Raw genomic sequence first — 15459 nt, 5'->3', positions numbered from 1 at the left:
CCCATCTTAATTTAATTGATTTGGTAATAGTTTTTCACTTAACTTAATGTTGTCACGGTAATCGATTGGAATATCAACAATGACAGGGCCTTCTGCTTCTAACGCTTCTCTCAATACACCTTCTAATTCGTCTGGTGTATTAACACGAAGACCTATTGCACCGAAACTTTCTGCATATTTCACAAGATCAACATCGCCAAACTCTGTAGCTGATGTTCTACCATATTTCATCATTTGTTGGAACGCAACCATATCATATGTACCGTCTCTCCAAACGAGATGTACAACCGGTGCGTTTAAACGTACCGCTGTTTCTAACTCCATTGAAGAGAATAAGAAACCGCCATCACCTGACACGGAAACAACTTTTTTGCCCGGTTCAACTAAAGTAGCGGCAATTGCCCAAGGTAGTGCAACACCTAACGTTTGCATACCGTTACTAAATAATAGTCTACGTGGTTCATAAGAACGGAAACATCTCGCCATCCAAATAGAATGGGAACCGATGTCACACGTAACCGTTGTATCGTCACCAATTAAAGAACGCAGTGTACGGATGACTTGAAGTGGATGAGTAACACCTTCTGAAGCACGATTTGGAACTTCCGCTTGTTCTGATAATTTCGCGCGCAATCGTTCTAAAATTTCTTCTGATTTCGTAGATAGTACAAGTTTTGGTAATTCTTTCGCAATGCTATTTACAGTTAAAGCGATATCACCAATTAATTCACGCTCTGGTTGGTAATCATGATCGATATCTGCTTGATGATCATCAAGATGAATAATCGTTCTGTCCCCAAGTTTATTCCAGAATTTCGGATCATACTCAATTGGGTCATAACCGATAGAAATAACAAGATCCGCTTCTTCTAGTAAAATATCACCTGGTTGGTTACGGAATAATCCAACGCGGCCAAAGAAATGATCTTCTAACTCACGTGAAATTGCTCCAGCTGCTTGATATGTTTCAACGACAGGAAGCTCTGTATCCGCAATTAATTCACGAACCGCTTTCGTCACTTCATTTGTGCTCGCTCTCATACCGAGTAAAATAACTGGTAATTTCGCTGATTTAATTTTTTCTACTACATATGTAATTTCATATGTGGGAGCGATTCCAAGCTGTGGCTTAGAAAGCGCACCGATAGACCCTACAGTCGTTTCTGCAGTCATAACGTCTTGAGGAAGACTTACTAAAGTTGCTCCTGGATTTGTGGAAGTAGCACTTCGAAATGCATTTATCAGTGCTTCTGGCACATTATCAGGATGCTCTACTTCTACGCTATATTTTGTGATTGGTTCGAATAGTGCAGCATTATCCATAGATTGATGCGTACGTTTTAAGCGATCAGTACGCGGAACTGCACCAGCTAAAGCAACAACGGGATCACTCTCCGCATTCGCAGTAACAAGACCTGTCGCTAAATTTGATGTCCCTGGTCCTGAAGTTACAAGACATACGCCTGGTTTCCCTGTTAATCTACCAATAGCAGCTGCCATAAATGCTGCGTTTTGCTCATGACGACAAACAATTAACTCTGGTCCTCTTTCTTGCAGTACATCAAATACAGAGTCAATCTTCGCTCCTGGAATACCGAAAACATGTGTAACACCTTGTTTAATTAAACAATCAACAACAAGATCTGCTCCTCTTGTTTTTGTTTTCACGTCGTTTGCTTTTACACCTGTACTCAAACTAATCATCCCTTTATTTCATAATGTGTGTAATAAAGATTTTTATTTTATATACTTCACCACATTAATTAACATAGTGTAATATATCTTGTTTATCATTATAGTACAAATGCATTATTTTTCCAACTATATGAATTTGACAGTGTTTTGACAATTATTAAGGAATGCGCTTACAATCTTTTATTTATCTTAAAATACCATTCTGATATCCTCCTCTAGAAATATATAAAAAGACTTTCACCTATTCATGGTATTAACAATATTATAGTACCTTGTAAAAAACACTAGTAAGTGGTATATTTGTAAATAATTGAATACCCAATAATTGGAATTCAAATTTAGATTAGTATATATCCCGTAAATATATACACTTCAAAAGGTGCAGAAAGGTTATGCTATTTACTCAAAAACAGATAAGATTCCCAGATGTGATTAATCATTTTATAAAGGAAAGTGATTGTAATGAACAAAAGTGAATTTTTAGAACAACTTAGGTCCTCCCTACGAAATATGCCTAATTTAGAAAAGAAAGATATTATCTCGGAGTACGAAACTCATTTTATTAGCGGTAAACAGGACGGAAAATCTGAAGAAGAAATTTCTAAAAAGCTAGGAAACCCTAAAACTATCGCTAAAGAACTTAATGTTACATATGCAATAAGCAACGCTGACAAGAAACGAAGCCTCAAAAATATTATAACAGCAATATTTTCTGTTATGAGCTTAAGTGTTTTAAACTTTATATTTATCATTATCGCCTTTTTCTTATTACTCTTTCTATTACCGATTCTTCTAGCACTTATAATTGCCACACCATTGTTAATCATTTCACCTATTTTATTACTAGGATTAGGATTTTTTAAAGGATTTCATCAAATCAGTTATTCAGATGTATATAGTATGTTCATAGCTTTTTGCATCGGTTTACTAATTTCTGTGATATCTTACCAAATGATAAAACATGTATACTCAATTTTAGTAAAGTATTTAAAGTGGAATTTTGCCATTTTACAAAGATATTAATGAATGAAAAAGGAGATTAAAATGAAGAAATATACTTTATATCCACTCATACTGCTTACTCTTTTATTTATATCAGCTTGTTCACACAGTGCACAATCTAATGATACGAACAATACACAATCCGATAAATTAGACGATGTACAATCTATTAAAGATGTTACTATTAAAATTCCAGAAAATATATTTAACTCTCAAAAAAAGAACGAAAATATTAATGAAGACGAAATGAAACAAAATATAAAAAATTATTTAGATTATAGCGGAGAGTTATTTGAAAACACCGTTCCCCTTTCATCAGCCATGTCTGACGAGAATGTCACTGAATCCGACCGAGAGAAATTAAAAAAACTAATAGATTTAGCAAAACAAAATGATGCAAATTTCCATGATTTTATTAGTAACAACACTATACCTGATGATTACAAAAAGCCTTCAAAAGAAATCTATGAATTTATTTCATCGTCTACAGCTCTTTCAGTAGAACTAGATCAAGAAATAGAAAAAATCGCTCAAGATGGTAACTTATTCAAGGCCGATTTTTCTTTTACAAAGCGCTTTGAGAAAGTTAATGGTAGAAAGCAAAAAGAGATTGAAAAGTTTTTGAAAGAAAAAAATATTAGAACTGAGTATTTCAACAAATGATAAAATATTCAAAAATTGTAGAATCTATCATAAGCCCATTCAAAATAGTCACTAAAAAAGACTGTTTTGAATGGGCTTTTTTTGTGGATGAACTATCAAAATGCAATTCATCCATTTCCTAAACAAAAAAGACGCCCCTATATTCTAGGAGCGTCTTCTATCATTACGCTTGTTGCGCGCTATATAATTCTTCAAGTGGTTGCATAATGATTTTGTTAACGTCAGTGATAACGATATTTAAACGTTGCTCAGTTTCCATTAACTTTGTAATTTTTGCATCTTGTTGAATGCGAGCTACAACTTCTTGCGCTTTTTGGTTATCTTCTTCAGTGATTTCTTGACCTTGCATCATTTTTTGTTGTAGGCCAAGTTGCATTGTACGGAACTCTTCAAATAAGTTCTTTGAAGCTGCATCTCCTTGTACTGCTGCGTAGCTTGCTTTTAATGTTTGGAAGTCTTCGTTTTCAGCGATTGCTTTTTGTAATTCATATGCAACATCATGAATGTTTTTTGTCATTTTATTTTTCCTCCTTTAGAAGGCTAGCGCTTTTCGCTCGCACTGCCTTTTAAGTGCTTTTTATCCGCACCTCTTCTTACCATATCAAACTATGCAAGAGATGTGAAGAAATTTCACTTTTATTACTTAAGGAACAGGAGCAACAAGCCTTGAATAAATCCAATCGTTCCTCCTAATAATGCCCCTAAATATGTAATCATCTTCAACTCATTTTTTGTAATAGATAGTACAAGATCTTCTAGTCTTTCTGTAGAAAATGTAGACACTTCTTGCTGGACAATTTCCGCAAGCTGTAGATTTTTCAATATGCTCTCTACATTTTCTGTTCCCCACTTCAAGCCTTTCGTTACTGCGCTTGGAACTACTTTTTCAATAACCGTTTCTCGAACTGGTTCACATACTTTCTGCACAGATTGATTTAAAAATCTACTTACTGTTTCCTCTACTTGAGCCGCTGACAATATGGAGCTTACGATCATTTCTTTCTCTACAAACGTTTCTAATTCTTGTACGTCTCTTCCTTTTAACTTTTCCCACTCTTTTTGCAGTACATCAGTTAAAAGCCGCTCTGTTCCATCTTGTCCTAAAAACTTAATTACTTCCGGCTGCACACGATCCACTAAACTTACATTCCCTAAAAACATACCGACTAAATTAAGCAATGTCCCGCGAGAAGCGAAAAAGTCATCAATCATTTTTGAAAGGCGTGCCTTTCCTTCTTCACTTTCAAAAAAGCTAATTCCTCTTTTCAAAATAAAAGATGCTACATTCGGAATCGTATTCTCTATTTTTTCATGAACAGAATGAGGTAAAGCCTGTTCCCATGTATATGTATAGTACTCTGCTAAAAATGCATGAATTTTTTCTGTAATAATATGTTCGATTTTTTGAGTCGCCTCTTCTTCTACATGTTCTAAATTCCATTTTTCTAACATATCCCGTAACGACTGTTCATTTGTAATTACTTTATCAACTTCCACTTGTGCCCAGCGAATTAAACTGGCTTGAAACTCTTCATTTGTTAATTTCTTTCCGATTCCTTCTGGTGTTAACAAATGGTCTACAACCATTTTCCCTAATTGAACAGCAAGCTCATCGCGGCGCTTCGGAATTAACCCTGGCGTAAATGGAACTTGAAACTTCCCAATATAAATAGGACGATGAGGACGAAATAACATTTTTATTGCTAAATGATTTGTGTACCCTCCAATAATCGCCCCAAGTCCTGTCGTTGTTAGCATATTCAACCATATATTCATCACAATCAACCTTTCACTTCTCTAAAACTATAGCATATCATCATACGGACAAAAGTATAATGGTATAAAAACGTATTTGCAATATATAGCTTCGCCTATTATGCAAACATCTTATTAATAAAGGAGTGATTTCGTTGGTTCTTGGTCTTTTAACTTCCGGGCTCCATCACGAGCAAACGTATTACACCGAAATCGCTAAGCGCGCTCGTCTCTATCATAACGTCGTCGCCCAATTCACACCGTTTAGCATTGATTCAAAGACAGATCTTGTTTCCGGTCTTATTTACGATACAGATACAGGAAATTGGATAAATCAAACCTTTCCCATTCCTTCATATATATATGATCGTTGTCATTTCAAAGAGGATGAGGAATTCCAACAAGCAAATGCGATTATTCATTCATTACACAAACGTTCTTCCACTACTTTTTTAAACAACACACTTATTAATCCAAGCGATTTGCACAATCTTTTTTTTACTAATAAACGTCTTTCCCCTTACGTACCAAAAATAAAAAAAGGAACAGTACAAGGAATTTTTAAATTACTACTAGAAACAAGAGATATTATTATAAGACCAATCAATATACATTCCAATGAAAATTTATATCGGGCCACTTACAAAAATAAAACATTTCATATCGATACAGTAAATGAACAGCAGCATACTTCTACTCAATTCAAACGAACAGATGAATTTATATCATGGTGCAAATCCAACGTACACTCATCCCGTTATATGATTCATCCAATGTTACAACCTCCAAATCAACTATCATATCCGATTCATGTTCGAACCATTATGCAAAAAAATAAAGAACAGACTTGGAACGTTCTCGGTCAATTTATACAAAAATCTTCCTTCCCAGCACAATTTTTACTTTCAGCAACAGAACGTTCTAAGTTACATCCGTTTTCTAAAATTAAATATTTACTTTCTCCAACTGGCGTTCAATTATTGAAAGATGCTTTACATGATGTTGTAAGTGAAGTGTTTAAAACACTCGATCAGTCCTATTCGTCATTATTTGAATTAGAGCTTTCTACCATTATGGATCAAAAAGGTGCCATTTGGCTTATGTACGTCAATACGATGCCGTCTTACGAAGTTTATACTAGGTACAACGACGAACTGGCTGAACAAATTTTTCATGGTCCATTAAAGTTTAGCCGATTTACACCATAACGAAAGGAGGAAACCCCCGTTGAAAGAGCACATATATACATTAAGTATCTCAGATGAGAATCCAAATAGTATTACTTTACCTTACGTTTTTTCTATTACACCACCAATTACATCCCTGTCCTTTGGCTTACGTTATATTACATGTGAGAATATTAAAATTCATTATTCATTCACTCGAGAAATCATTATTGGAGAACAAATTGCAGCTAAACTTTTACTACCGCATTCAGCAACAATCCATGCCTTCATACAAAATCAAACAATTGTTTTCGGTCCATTAATCGGGATTTTCACAACTGGCTTTAACGATGATTCTAATTCTCCTTTAGGAAATCGTTCTGCTTCTCTCAGTGAGTTACTAACACCACCATTCACATTGCAACCATTTGTATTTGTCTTTGGCATTCAACATATAAACTGGGAAGAGGAAACCATTGAAGGGTACTTCTTTCAAGAAAGCAAATGGGTAAAAAACAAAGTCCCTTTACCAAATGTCATTTACGACCGTTTACCAAATCGGCAAGCAGAAAATTACAAACCTATCGTAAGAGCAAAGAAAAGATTAGAAAGCGACTATGCGATTCCGTGGTTTAATCCAGGGTTTTTCAACAAATGGGAAGTGCACCAACTTTTAATGAAAGAAGATTCGATTAAACCATTCTTACCAAAAACAGAGGCATTTCAGCATTTTGAACAAGTAGAACGACTTCTCGGTACGTATAAGTATATTTATATGAAACCCATACACGGTAGCTTCGGAAGAAATATTCATCAAATACGCTATTCTCAAACTGATAATCGCTACTATTGTCGTTATCGTGAAAATGAACAAAATAAACTAAGAAAGTATCAATCATTAGAAGCACTTCTTAACCATGTGTTAAGAGGACATGATTTAAAAAAGTTTATCGTACAACAAGGTATCTCACTGCTCCGCTTCGAAGGGCAACACGTCGATTTTCGCATTCATACAAATAAAAATCATTTTGGTAATTGGGTCGTCAGTGCAATCGTCGCGAAAATCGCCGGCAAAGGTAGCTTAACAACTCATGTAAATAGCGGTGGTGATACGAAATTACTTCAGGAACTGTTTCCTGATTCAACAAAGCAAGTTCAAATTGAAAATAAACTAAAACAAACAGCCTTACAAATCAGTTATGCACTCGACCAACAAGTAACCGGGAACATTGGAGAAATTGGTTTTGACATTGGTTTAGACACCGCGGAAAATCCGTGGCTATTTGAAGCAAATTCTAAACCGGGGCGAACTGTATTCCAAGATGAAAAGTTAAAAGAGCAGAGTGAACTTACGCGCCAATTATTTTATGAATATGCCATCTATTTAACTGAACATTCTTTGTGCGGTCCGAAAGAAAAAACATCTCAAATCCAATCGAATACTGCACCTGAAAACGGAAATATCCCGTCCCCTATGATTAACTCGAAAATACAAATACAAAAACTTCCACCTCACTCATAAGGTGGAAGTTTTCTATTTATCCCGCTATTTGCGGACAGTAAGACTCCCACCTCAAAATTTGGAGAATGCGAGGAAGTTAGGTGAGAGTCGGGCTGATAATCAGTGGGGGATGAACAAAACCCCCACTGATTAAAGTTTCACTTTATACAAACTTCACTACAACTTCCGTTTCCACATTACATACTCCACAATAAAAAATATGATTGCAGTACTCATTTGAATTATTATGTGTTAAACCATCTACCGCACTTAATAAGTCCTGATCCATATATGCACTGTAATCATCTATGTAATCTACAGCTTTCCCATAATCTTGGAGTATTCCTTGGCAATTTTGACAAGAATATGTTTGTGATTCTAGCGCGTTGCAAAGCGGGCAAATTCCCATCGTTATTCCTCCATACGTTGTCGTTTAAAAGCCTGTAAAAAAAACCTCTTTTTTTAGATTGAAAAGAGCATCTAGCCTTGCGTAGACGCGGTTAGTTCCTTTTTCTACCCCATCCCGAGTTAAAACAGAACTATGCAGTTGCTACCGATTTAATTTTCATTTTACTAAGCTGGAATTTTTCTCACTTTAACAAATCATAGGTTAAGTAAGCCAAGCTGGTTATACAAAGAAAAAACGCATATGATTTCGCTCTTAGTTTAGCCTTCTTTCTTAAAAATACAACGATTACTCTTATTTCATAATTTACGAAATGATGAAATATTTTTTACAAAATTTACAAATTATTATTTTGTATATCTTTCTAGGTAACATCCATACTATGAGTACAAACTTAATTACCGATGGATTAGCGCCAAACGGGGCGATAATATCTGGTTCAAATCCAGCTAGTCCAACCAAAAAAACTTTTATAACTCTAAGGAGGATATATTCCTATGGCAAACCAAAGTTCTTACAATCAATTAGTAGTACCAGGTGCAACAGCAGCAATCGATCAAATGAAGTACGAAATCGCTCAAGAATTTGGTGTACAATTAGGAGCAGATTCTACGGCTCGCGCTAACGGTTCTGTTGGTGGAGAAATTACAAAACGTTTAGTTGCAATGGCTGAGCAAAGTCTTGGCGGATTCCAAAAATAAATATATATGGCAAAAAGGTCTCAGGGCATATGCCCTGAGACCTTCCTTAATTTATTGCAACATTTGTAAAAACTTCTTCGTTCGTTCTTCTTTTGGGTTTGTAAATACATCTTCCGGTGTACCTTGTTCGACAACGACACCGCCATCCATGAAAATAACACGGTTCGCAATTTGATGAGCAAAGCGCATTTCATGCGTTACAATGACCATCGTCATTCCTTCTTTAGCAAGTTCTTTCATAACCTTTAAAACTTCTTGAACTAGTTCAGGATCAAGAGCTGACGTTGGCTCATCAAATAGTAATACTTCCGGCTCCATCGCAAGCGCACGAGCGATCCCGACGCGCTGTTGTTGTCCGCCTGATAATTGGAACGGATATAAATCCACTTTATCCGCAAGACCAACTTTTTCAAGGAAGTAGTTCGCTTTTTTCTTCGCTTCTTCTTTCCCCATCTTTTTCACTGTAACGAGCCCTTCCATTACATTGTGAATTGCTGTTAAATGCGGGAATAGATTATGGTGCTGGAATACCATACCTGTTTGCGTACGAAGATTTACAATATCTTTCTTCGATACTTTTTTAGAGAAATCGAGCTCTTTATTACCGATGCGAATGCTACCAGCGTTCGGCGTTTCTAGCACATTGAGGCAACGCAAGAATGTCGTTTTACCAGATCCAGATGGCCCGATAATAACAACAACTTCGCCCTTCTCAACTGATAAGTCTATATGTTTTAGTACGGTATTATCTCCGAAACTTTTTTGTAAATGTTGAATTGAAATCATAAAAACAAAAACTCCTTTTATGAAAGGGTTATTTTAGAGTATAACGTTCTGAACGTTTTTCTAATATTTGTTGCACGATAGATAATAAGAAGCAAATTACCCAATAAATTAGACCTGCTTCGAAATAAACAATTAAAAACTCATAGTTCATTGCCGCGATTTCCTGCGCTTTTCGGAACATTTCTGTTACTAAAATTAACGACGCTAATGACGTATCCTTCAATAAGCTAATAAATGTATTCGAAAGCGGCGGAATAGATACACGCGTTGCTTGCGGTAAAATAACACGTTTTAATGCTTGCGGATATGTCATCCCAATTGTATAAGCTGCTTCCCACTGTCCTTTCGGAATAGAAAGAATAGAAGCACGAATAATTTCAGATGCATATGCACCGACATTTAATGAAAAACCAACAATTGCTGCTGTATATGGCTCAACCTCAATATTAAGAGTTGGAAGGCCATAGAAAATAATAAATAACTGTACAAGAAGTGGCGTTCCGCGAATGATAGATACATAGATACGAGCAATCCATTGTAAAATACGACTACCTGAAATACGCGCGAGCGCTGTTAACGTCGCAAGTATAATACCGATAATAAATGTAATAAGCGTTAACGGAATTGTCGTAAAGACAGCTTCCTTCAGCATAGGCGCGAAGGAAGTCTGCATAATATCTATCCAAGTAGACAATCGATCTGACATCAATGCACTACTTAGAAACATTTTCACCGAACCATTTTTTCGTTATTTTATCGTACGTACCATCTTTTTTCATATCTTCTAACGCTTTATTTACTTCTTGTACAAGTTTGTCGCTACCTTTACGGAATAAGAATCCACTTTGTGACGCTTCTTTTTCTGTATCTACAATTTTAATTTTTGCATCTTTTTTCGTTTCTAAATAGTTTAACACTGATAATTTATCATTGATTGTGAAATCAACGCGGCCAGAACTTAATAATTCTGCTGCTTGGCTAAATCCTTCTACACCTGTGATTTCCGCACCATTTTTCTTAGCAATATCTGCGTAGTTACTTGTTAAAGATTGTGCTCCTTTTAATCCTTTTACATCAGCAAATGTAGCAGGTTTATCTTTATCTTTCGCAATAACTAATGCTGCTGAAGAAGAAATATATGGACTAGAGAAGTCATATTTCTTTTGGCGATCTTCACGAATACCAACTTCGTTCGCAACCATATCGAAACGTTTTGCATCTATTCCTGCAAGTAAGCTATCCCATTGTGTTTCTTTAAATACAGGTTTTACACCTAAACGTTTTGCAACTTCTTCTGCTAATTCAACGTCAAATCCAGTTAATTTATCCTTTGAATCGTGGAACGTAAATGGTGGATATGTACCTTCTGTACCAATTACAAGCTCACCGCTTTGTTTTATCTTCTGTAACGCATCTTGACTAGCTGTATCTTTTTTCTCTTCTTTGCCGCAGCCCGCTACAATCCCAATCGCTAATGTAGTTACTGCAAGCACTGAAAATAATTTTTTCATGATGGTAGTCCTCCAAGTATTCTGATAGGAATTTAAAAACTATATTGATTGTATGCAATTTCGAACAATTTTTCAATAAAAATGTTCTTATTTAGTTTATCCTTTTTCTTCATAATCAAACAAAACGGAAAAATACTGCTACATACAAAAAATAAGTAACATTTTTTAATATAGCATTTATAAAGAAAAAGGTAAAACAATACTTACTTATTTATAAGTTTTTCTGTCGGTGAAATATATTAACTTCTGAGCGGACAATCCAATCAAAAAAGAACTTGCGAAAATCGCAAGTTCTTCTAAAAATTAAGCGCTCTGGTTTCCTTCCATTTGCGTTTTGTACATATCGTAATAGCGCCCACGCTTTTTCATTAATTCATCATGGGAACCTTTTTCCAAAATCGTTCCTCTATCAAGCACAATAATTTGATCAGCACTTTTAATTGTTGACAGACGATGAGCGATAATAAACGTCGTTCGTCCTTTTTTCACAACTTCTAGCGCTTGTTGAATCATCGCTTCTGTTTCTGTATCAATGCTAGAAGTCGCTTCATCTAAAATTAAAATAGCAGGATCAAAAGCAAGTGCCCTAGCAAACGATATAAGCTGACGTTCTCCGGTTGAAAGTGTACTTCCTTTCTCCGTAATTTTTTCATCTATGTTGTTTGCAAACCTTTCAGCACCAACATCACGTAACGCCTTTACGATGCGATCTTTTGAAATCCCTTCATTTTCTAAGCTTACATTGGATGCCACTGTCCCACTAAATAAAAACGGATCTTGTAATACAATTCCCATATGTTCACGTGTTGCTTGTTTCGGCATCTTTGTTACATCGTGACCATCAATCGTAAGCTTCCCTTTTTGAAATTCATAAAATTGAAAGAGCACATTCATAATTGAACTTTTTCCTGATCCAGTATGGCCGACAAGTGCCACTGTCTCCCCTTGTTTCGCTTCAAAAGAAATATTTTTTAACACTTCATCTTTTCCATTGTAAGAAAACGAAACATTATCGAATTTCACATTTCCGGTTAAGCGAGGCATACGTTCTTCTTCTACTGCCTCTCCCTTTTCCTCTAGCAATTCAAAGACACGCTCTGATGCAACACGCGATTGCTCTAAGTTAGCAAGTTGGTTCACCATGTTCGTAATTGGCGAGAATAACCTCGTTAAATAATCGACGAAAGCATAAAGTATCCCAAGTGAAACGATGCCCGAAGCGCTTAATGAAGCACCACCGAAATACCAAATTACACCTGTAAAAGCGATGTTTCTTAATACAGACACTAAATTATGCGAAGTTGCTGCATTTAAATTTAAAATTTTATTTTGATATTTAAAATAATCGCCATTGAGTTCCTCAAATTCCTTCTTCGTTTCACGCTCTTGACGAAATGCTTGAATAATTGGCATCCCTTGAATCGATTCATTCACTGTTCCGTTAATATCCGATAAACGCGAACGCATTTTATGATTGTATACAGACGCATACTTTCTATACATAATCGCCCAAACAATTAAAATTGGGATGATAAGTAAACATAGCGCCGCCAGTTTTACATCAAGTAAAAATAGCGCAGCGAAAATCCCGATAATATAGATGATACTAGAGACGAATGTCGCAAGCACTGTTACATATAAATCACGAATCGCTTCTGTATCATTCGTTACACGCGATACAATTTTCCCTGCTGGTAAATGGTCAAAATAACGAATTGGCAACGTTTGAATATGGGAAAAGACGTCTTCCCTCATAATTTGAATAATTTTGTTTGCTGCCTTCTGTAAGAAGAATTGCTTTCCGTATGCAAATAATGATACGACTACTAATAAAGCGAAATATCCACCACCGAGTAGTAATAGTCGGTTTATTTCTGGTTTATAAAACGCAAATACTTCTTCTTTCGTTAAGGCTTTCACTTTATACACTTGCACTGCCTTACCACTTTGTACTGTAAGCATATCACCCTTAACAGAACGCGTTCCTTCAAGCGTTATTTTATTCGGTACAAAATAGTACTGAAAACCAACTTGAATCACTCGGACCTCTTTCCCTTTTTGCTCACCTTCCTCAAAGCGATCACTTCGCTTATAAAAGGCTCCATTATATGAAACAGCATCCTCACTCTTCTCTGTTTCATACCAAGGTCTCTCTATTCCAACGATATGCTCATCAATCATCGTTTTTGCGACGAAAGGACCCGCGAGTTCTGCAATGACGAAAACAAATAGCATCGCCATCGCTGCAAAAATCGGCCCTTTAACTTTCATCGCATATTGAAATAACCGTTTTGAAACACTCATATTTTCACCCCACTATCCGCACTTTCACTTTCACTTTCACTTTCACCTTGTTGTCTGTCGAACTGCTCAGCATACCAGCCCCCATTTCGAACGAGCGCTTCATGCGAACCTTCTTCAATAACTTCACCGTTATCCATAACGAGAATCCAATCAGCATGCTGCACCGCTGATAAACGATGCGTCGTTATAATCGTCGTCTTCCCGCTTCTTTCTGTTCGTATATTTTCAATAATTGCTGCTTCTGTGCGAGCATCAACAGCTGATAAAGAATCGTCCAAAATTAAAATTTCTGGATTTTGAATAACAGCCCTCGCAATAGAAATCCTTTGCTTTTGCCCACCGGATAAAGAAACACCTTTCTCTCCAACAAGCGTTTCTAAACCTTCTGGTAAAAACTCTAAATCCTTTTTAAACGCAGCTATTTCAATCGCTTTTTCAAGTTCTTCTTCAGTCGCTTCTCTATTTCCAAATAAAATATTTTCCTTCGCTGTTTTTGAAAACAAAATGTGCTCCTGAGGTACATACCCAATCCAGCCAAGTACGTTATCATTCGTAATTTTATCTAGCTTCACATCAGAAACCGCAATATCCCCTTCCCCAAGTGGATATTGACGAAGAAGCTGACGAACGAGCGTCGTTTTCCCGCTTCCTGTTTTCCCAACAACTCCAAGTGTGTCTCCTTGTTTTAATGAGAACGAAACATTTTTTAAATTTGTTTCAATTGATGAAGGATATGAAAAAGTAACGTTATCAAACTGAATGTAATCTGGCTCTTGTACAACCTTTGGATTTTTCGGATTCTTTACATCTGGTTCATAAGCTAACGTTTCATTTACACGATCGAGCGAAGCATTTCCTCTTTGCATAACATTAATCAATTCACCAATTGCAAACATCGGCCAAATCATCATCCCTAAATAGACGTTAAACGAAACGAGCTCGCCAAGTGTCACTTTTGATTGGAATACGAGATATGCACCGTACACTAAACCAATTAAATAACTAAGACCGACGAGCATTTTCACAGTTGGCTGGAATAATGCATCGATTCTTGCTACTCTCATATTTTTCTCGTATACGTCATCTCCTAAATGATGAAACCTTTCTTGATCAGCGTTCTCCTGTACGTACGCACGAATAACGCGCACACCCGCAATTGATTCAAGCACTTTATCGTTCATATCTCCGAACGCATCTTGTGCGACTGTAAATCGTTCATGTAATTTCTTTCCGTATCTATTCATCGCATACGCCATAATCGGAAGCGGTATAAGCGCAGCAAATGTTAGTTGCCAACTAATTGAAAAGCCCATCATACAAACGATTGTAAGCATATATAGACTAGAATCAACGAGCGTTAATATACCAAAACCTGCTGTCATGGAGATTGCTTTTAAATCATTTGTCGCTCTCGCCATTAAATCGCCAGTACGATTTTTTTGATAAAACGTCGGTGTCATCTTAAGTAAATGCCCCATAAATTTTGAACGCATCGTTTTCTCAAGTACGAACGCACCGCCAAATAGTTGGTGCTGCCAAATGAAAGTAAGCACATACCCACCAATCGTTACCCCAAGTAAAATAAAAATATATTGCATAATCGCCTCGTTCGTTAAGGCTCCTGTTTTAATGTTATCAATTGTAATTCCTAATACTTTCGGAGGAATTACCTCTATCACGTTTACAATTAAAAGTACCCCAATTGCGATACTATACCTTTTCCAATGCTCCCTAAAAAACCATCTTAACTTTAGTAATACTGAAAACAATGTAACCTCTCCCTTCTCGTTCTCGTTTGATGAAGGCTTCTTTATCCACTATCTAGAGTCATCTCATTTACATTTCGAAAACCATAACATTTCATCACATTTTTCCACCTTCCAAATTCTGATTTTTATAGTAACCATACAAAGTATGGAAACAAGCAAATTAGACAAAAAAAAAGCATACCGCCGCTTGACGATATGCA

General features: G+C 36.2%; 14 protein-coding genes. 5 read left to right on the top strand and 9 right to left on the bottom strand.

Going from position 1 to position 15459, the window contains the following annotated elements:
• Positions 1-6: 6 nt before the first annotated feature.
• The gene (alsS, locus tag ACFWDE_RS08060; RefSeq protein ID WP_377891364.1) at positions 7-1695 is read right to left on the bottom strand and encodes an acetolactate synthase AlsS; all 1689 of its coding nucleotides are present in this window, start codon (positions 1693-1695) and stop codon (positions 7-9) included.
• Positions 1696-2157: 462 nt separating this feature from the next.
• Between alsS and ACFWDE_RS08055 the strand changes: the two genes are divergently transcribed.
• Together ACFWDE_RS08055 and ACFWDE_RS08050 are read left to right on the top strand one after the other, a co-directional pair.
• On the top strand, positions 2158-2718 hold the full coding sequence (locus ACFWDE_RS08055) for an HAAS signaling domain-containing protein (RefSeq protein ID WP_377891362.1): 561 nt from the start codon (positions 2158-2160) through the stop codon (positions 2716-2718).
• A 21-nt stretch (positions 2719-2739) separates the two neighbouring features.
• Positions 2740-3360 (top strand): NDxxF motif lipoprotein, encoded by a 621-nt coding sequence (locus tag ACFWDE_RS08050; protein WP_377891360.1) that lies wholly within the window; start codon positions 2740-2742, stop codon positions 3358-3360.
• Positions 3361-3523: 163 nt separating this feature from the next.
• Here ACFWDE_RS08050 and ACFWDE_RS08045 read toward each other — a convergent pair whose 3' ends face one another.
• Positions 3524-3877: a YlbF/YmcA family competence regulator gene (locus tag ACFWDE_RS08045; RefSeq protein ID WP_002150299.1), complete on the bottom strand. Its 354-nt coding sequence runs from the start codon at positions 3875-3877 to the stop codon at positions 3524-3526.
• Positions 3878-3999: 122 nt separating this feature from the next.
• Complete coding sequence (locus ACFWDE_RS08040; protein WP_377891358.1) at positions 4000-5145, bottom strand: DUF445 domain-containing protein; 1146 nt, start codon at positions 5143-5145, stop codon at positions 4000-4002.
• 125 nt (positions 5146-5270) lie between these two features.
• Here ACFWDE_RS08040 and ACFWDE_RS08035 point away from each other — a divergent pair, with 125 nt between their 5' ends.
• Positions 5271-6323: a YheC/YheD family protein gene (locus tag ACFWDE_RS08035; RefSeq protein ID WP_377891356.1), complete on the top strand. Its 1053-nt coding sequence runs from the start codon at positions 5271-5273 to the stop codon at positions 6321-6323.
• Between the two features lie 19 nt (positions 6324-6342).
• A complete protein-coding gene (locus ACFWDE_RS08030; protein WP_377891353.1) occupies positions 6343-7803 on the top strand; it encodes a YheC/YheD family endospore coat-associated protein in 1461 nt (486 codons plus the stop codon).
• A 142-nt stretch (positions 7804-7945) separates the two neighbouring features.
• Here ACFWDE_RS08030 and ACFWDE_RS08025 read toward each other — a convergent pair whose 3' ends face one another.
• On the bottom strand, positions 7946-8191 hold the full coding sequence (locus tag ACFWDE_RS08025) for a hypothetical protein (RefSeq protein WP_002150309.1): 246 nt from the start codon (positions 8189-8191) through the stop codon (positions 7946-7948).
• A gap of 494 nt (positions 8192-8685) precedes the next feature.
• Between ACFWDE_RS08025 and sasP the strand changes: the two genes are divergently transcribed.
• Positions 8686-8889, top strand: a complete 204-nt coding sequence (gene sasP, locus ACFWDE_RS08020; protein ID WP_000013349.1) for a small acid-soluble spore protein, SasP family — start codon at positions 8686-8688, stop codon at positions 8887-8889.
• Between the two features lie 51 nt (positions 8890-8940).
• Here the strand turns inward: sasP and ACFWDE_RS08015 are convergent, their stop codons facing one another.
• From ACFWDE_RS08015 to ACFWDE_RS07995, 5 genes are all read right to left on the bottom strand, one after another.
• Positions 8941-9675 carry an amino acid ABC transporter ATP-binding protein gene (locus tag ACFWDE_RS08015; RefSeq protein WP_002159133.1) on the bottom strand — a complete coding sequence of 245 codons (735 nt, stop codon included), beginning with the start codon at positions 9673-9675 and terminating at the stop codon, positions 8941-8943.
• Between the two features lie 28 nt (positions 9676-9703).
• The gene (locus ACFWDE_RS08010) at positions 9704-10402 is read right to left on the bottom strand and encodes an amino acid ABC transporter permease (RefSeq protein ID WP_377891350.1); all 699 of its coding nucleotides are present in this window, start codon (positions 10400-10402) and stop codon (positions 9704-9706) included.
• Positions 10389-11186 (bottom strand): amino acid ABC transporter substrate-binding protein, encoded by a 798-nt coding sequence (locus ACFWDE_RS08005; protein ID WP_377891348.1) that lies wholly within the window; start codon positions 11184-11186, stop codon positions 10389-10391. Before ACFWDE_RS08005 ends, ACFWDE_RS08010 begins: the two co-directional genes overlap by 14 nt.
• Positions 11187-11489: 303 nt before the next feature.
• Positions 11490-13490 carry an ABC transporter ATP-binding protein gene (locus tag ACFWDE_RS08000; RefSeq protein WP_002150314.1) on the bottom strand — a complete coding sequence of 667 codons (2001 nt, stop codon included), beginning with the start codon at positions 13488-13490 and terminating at the stop codon, positions 11490-11492.
• On the bottom strand, positions 13487-15259 hold the full coding sequence (locus ACFWDE_RS07995) for an ABC transporter ATP-binding protein (RefSeq protein ID WP_377891345.1): 1773 nt from the start codon (positions 15257-15259) through the stop codon (positions 13487-13489). Before ACFWDE_RS07995 ends, ACFWDE_RS08000 begins: the two co-directional genes overlap by 4 nt.
• Between the last annotated feature and the right edge of the window lie 200 nt (positions 15260-15459).

Origin of the sequence: Bacillus sp. NPDC060175, assembly GCF_042728695.1 — a bacterium.
GTDB lineage: Bacteria > Bacillota > Bacilli > Bacillales > Bacillaceae_G > Bacillus_A.
Note: the sequence above shows the minus strand (reverse complement) of the source record. Positions and strands in the feature narration are given on the sequence as shown.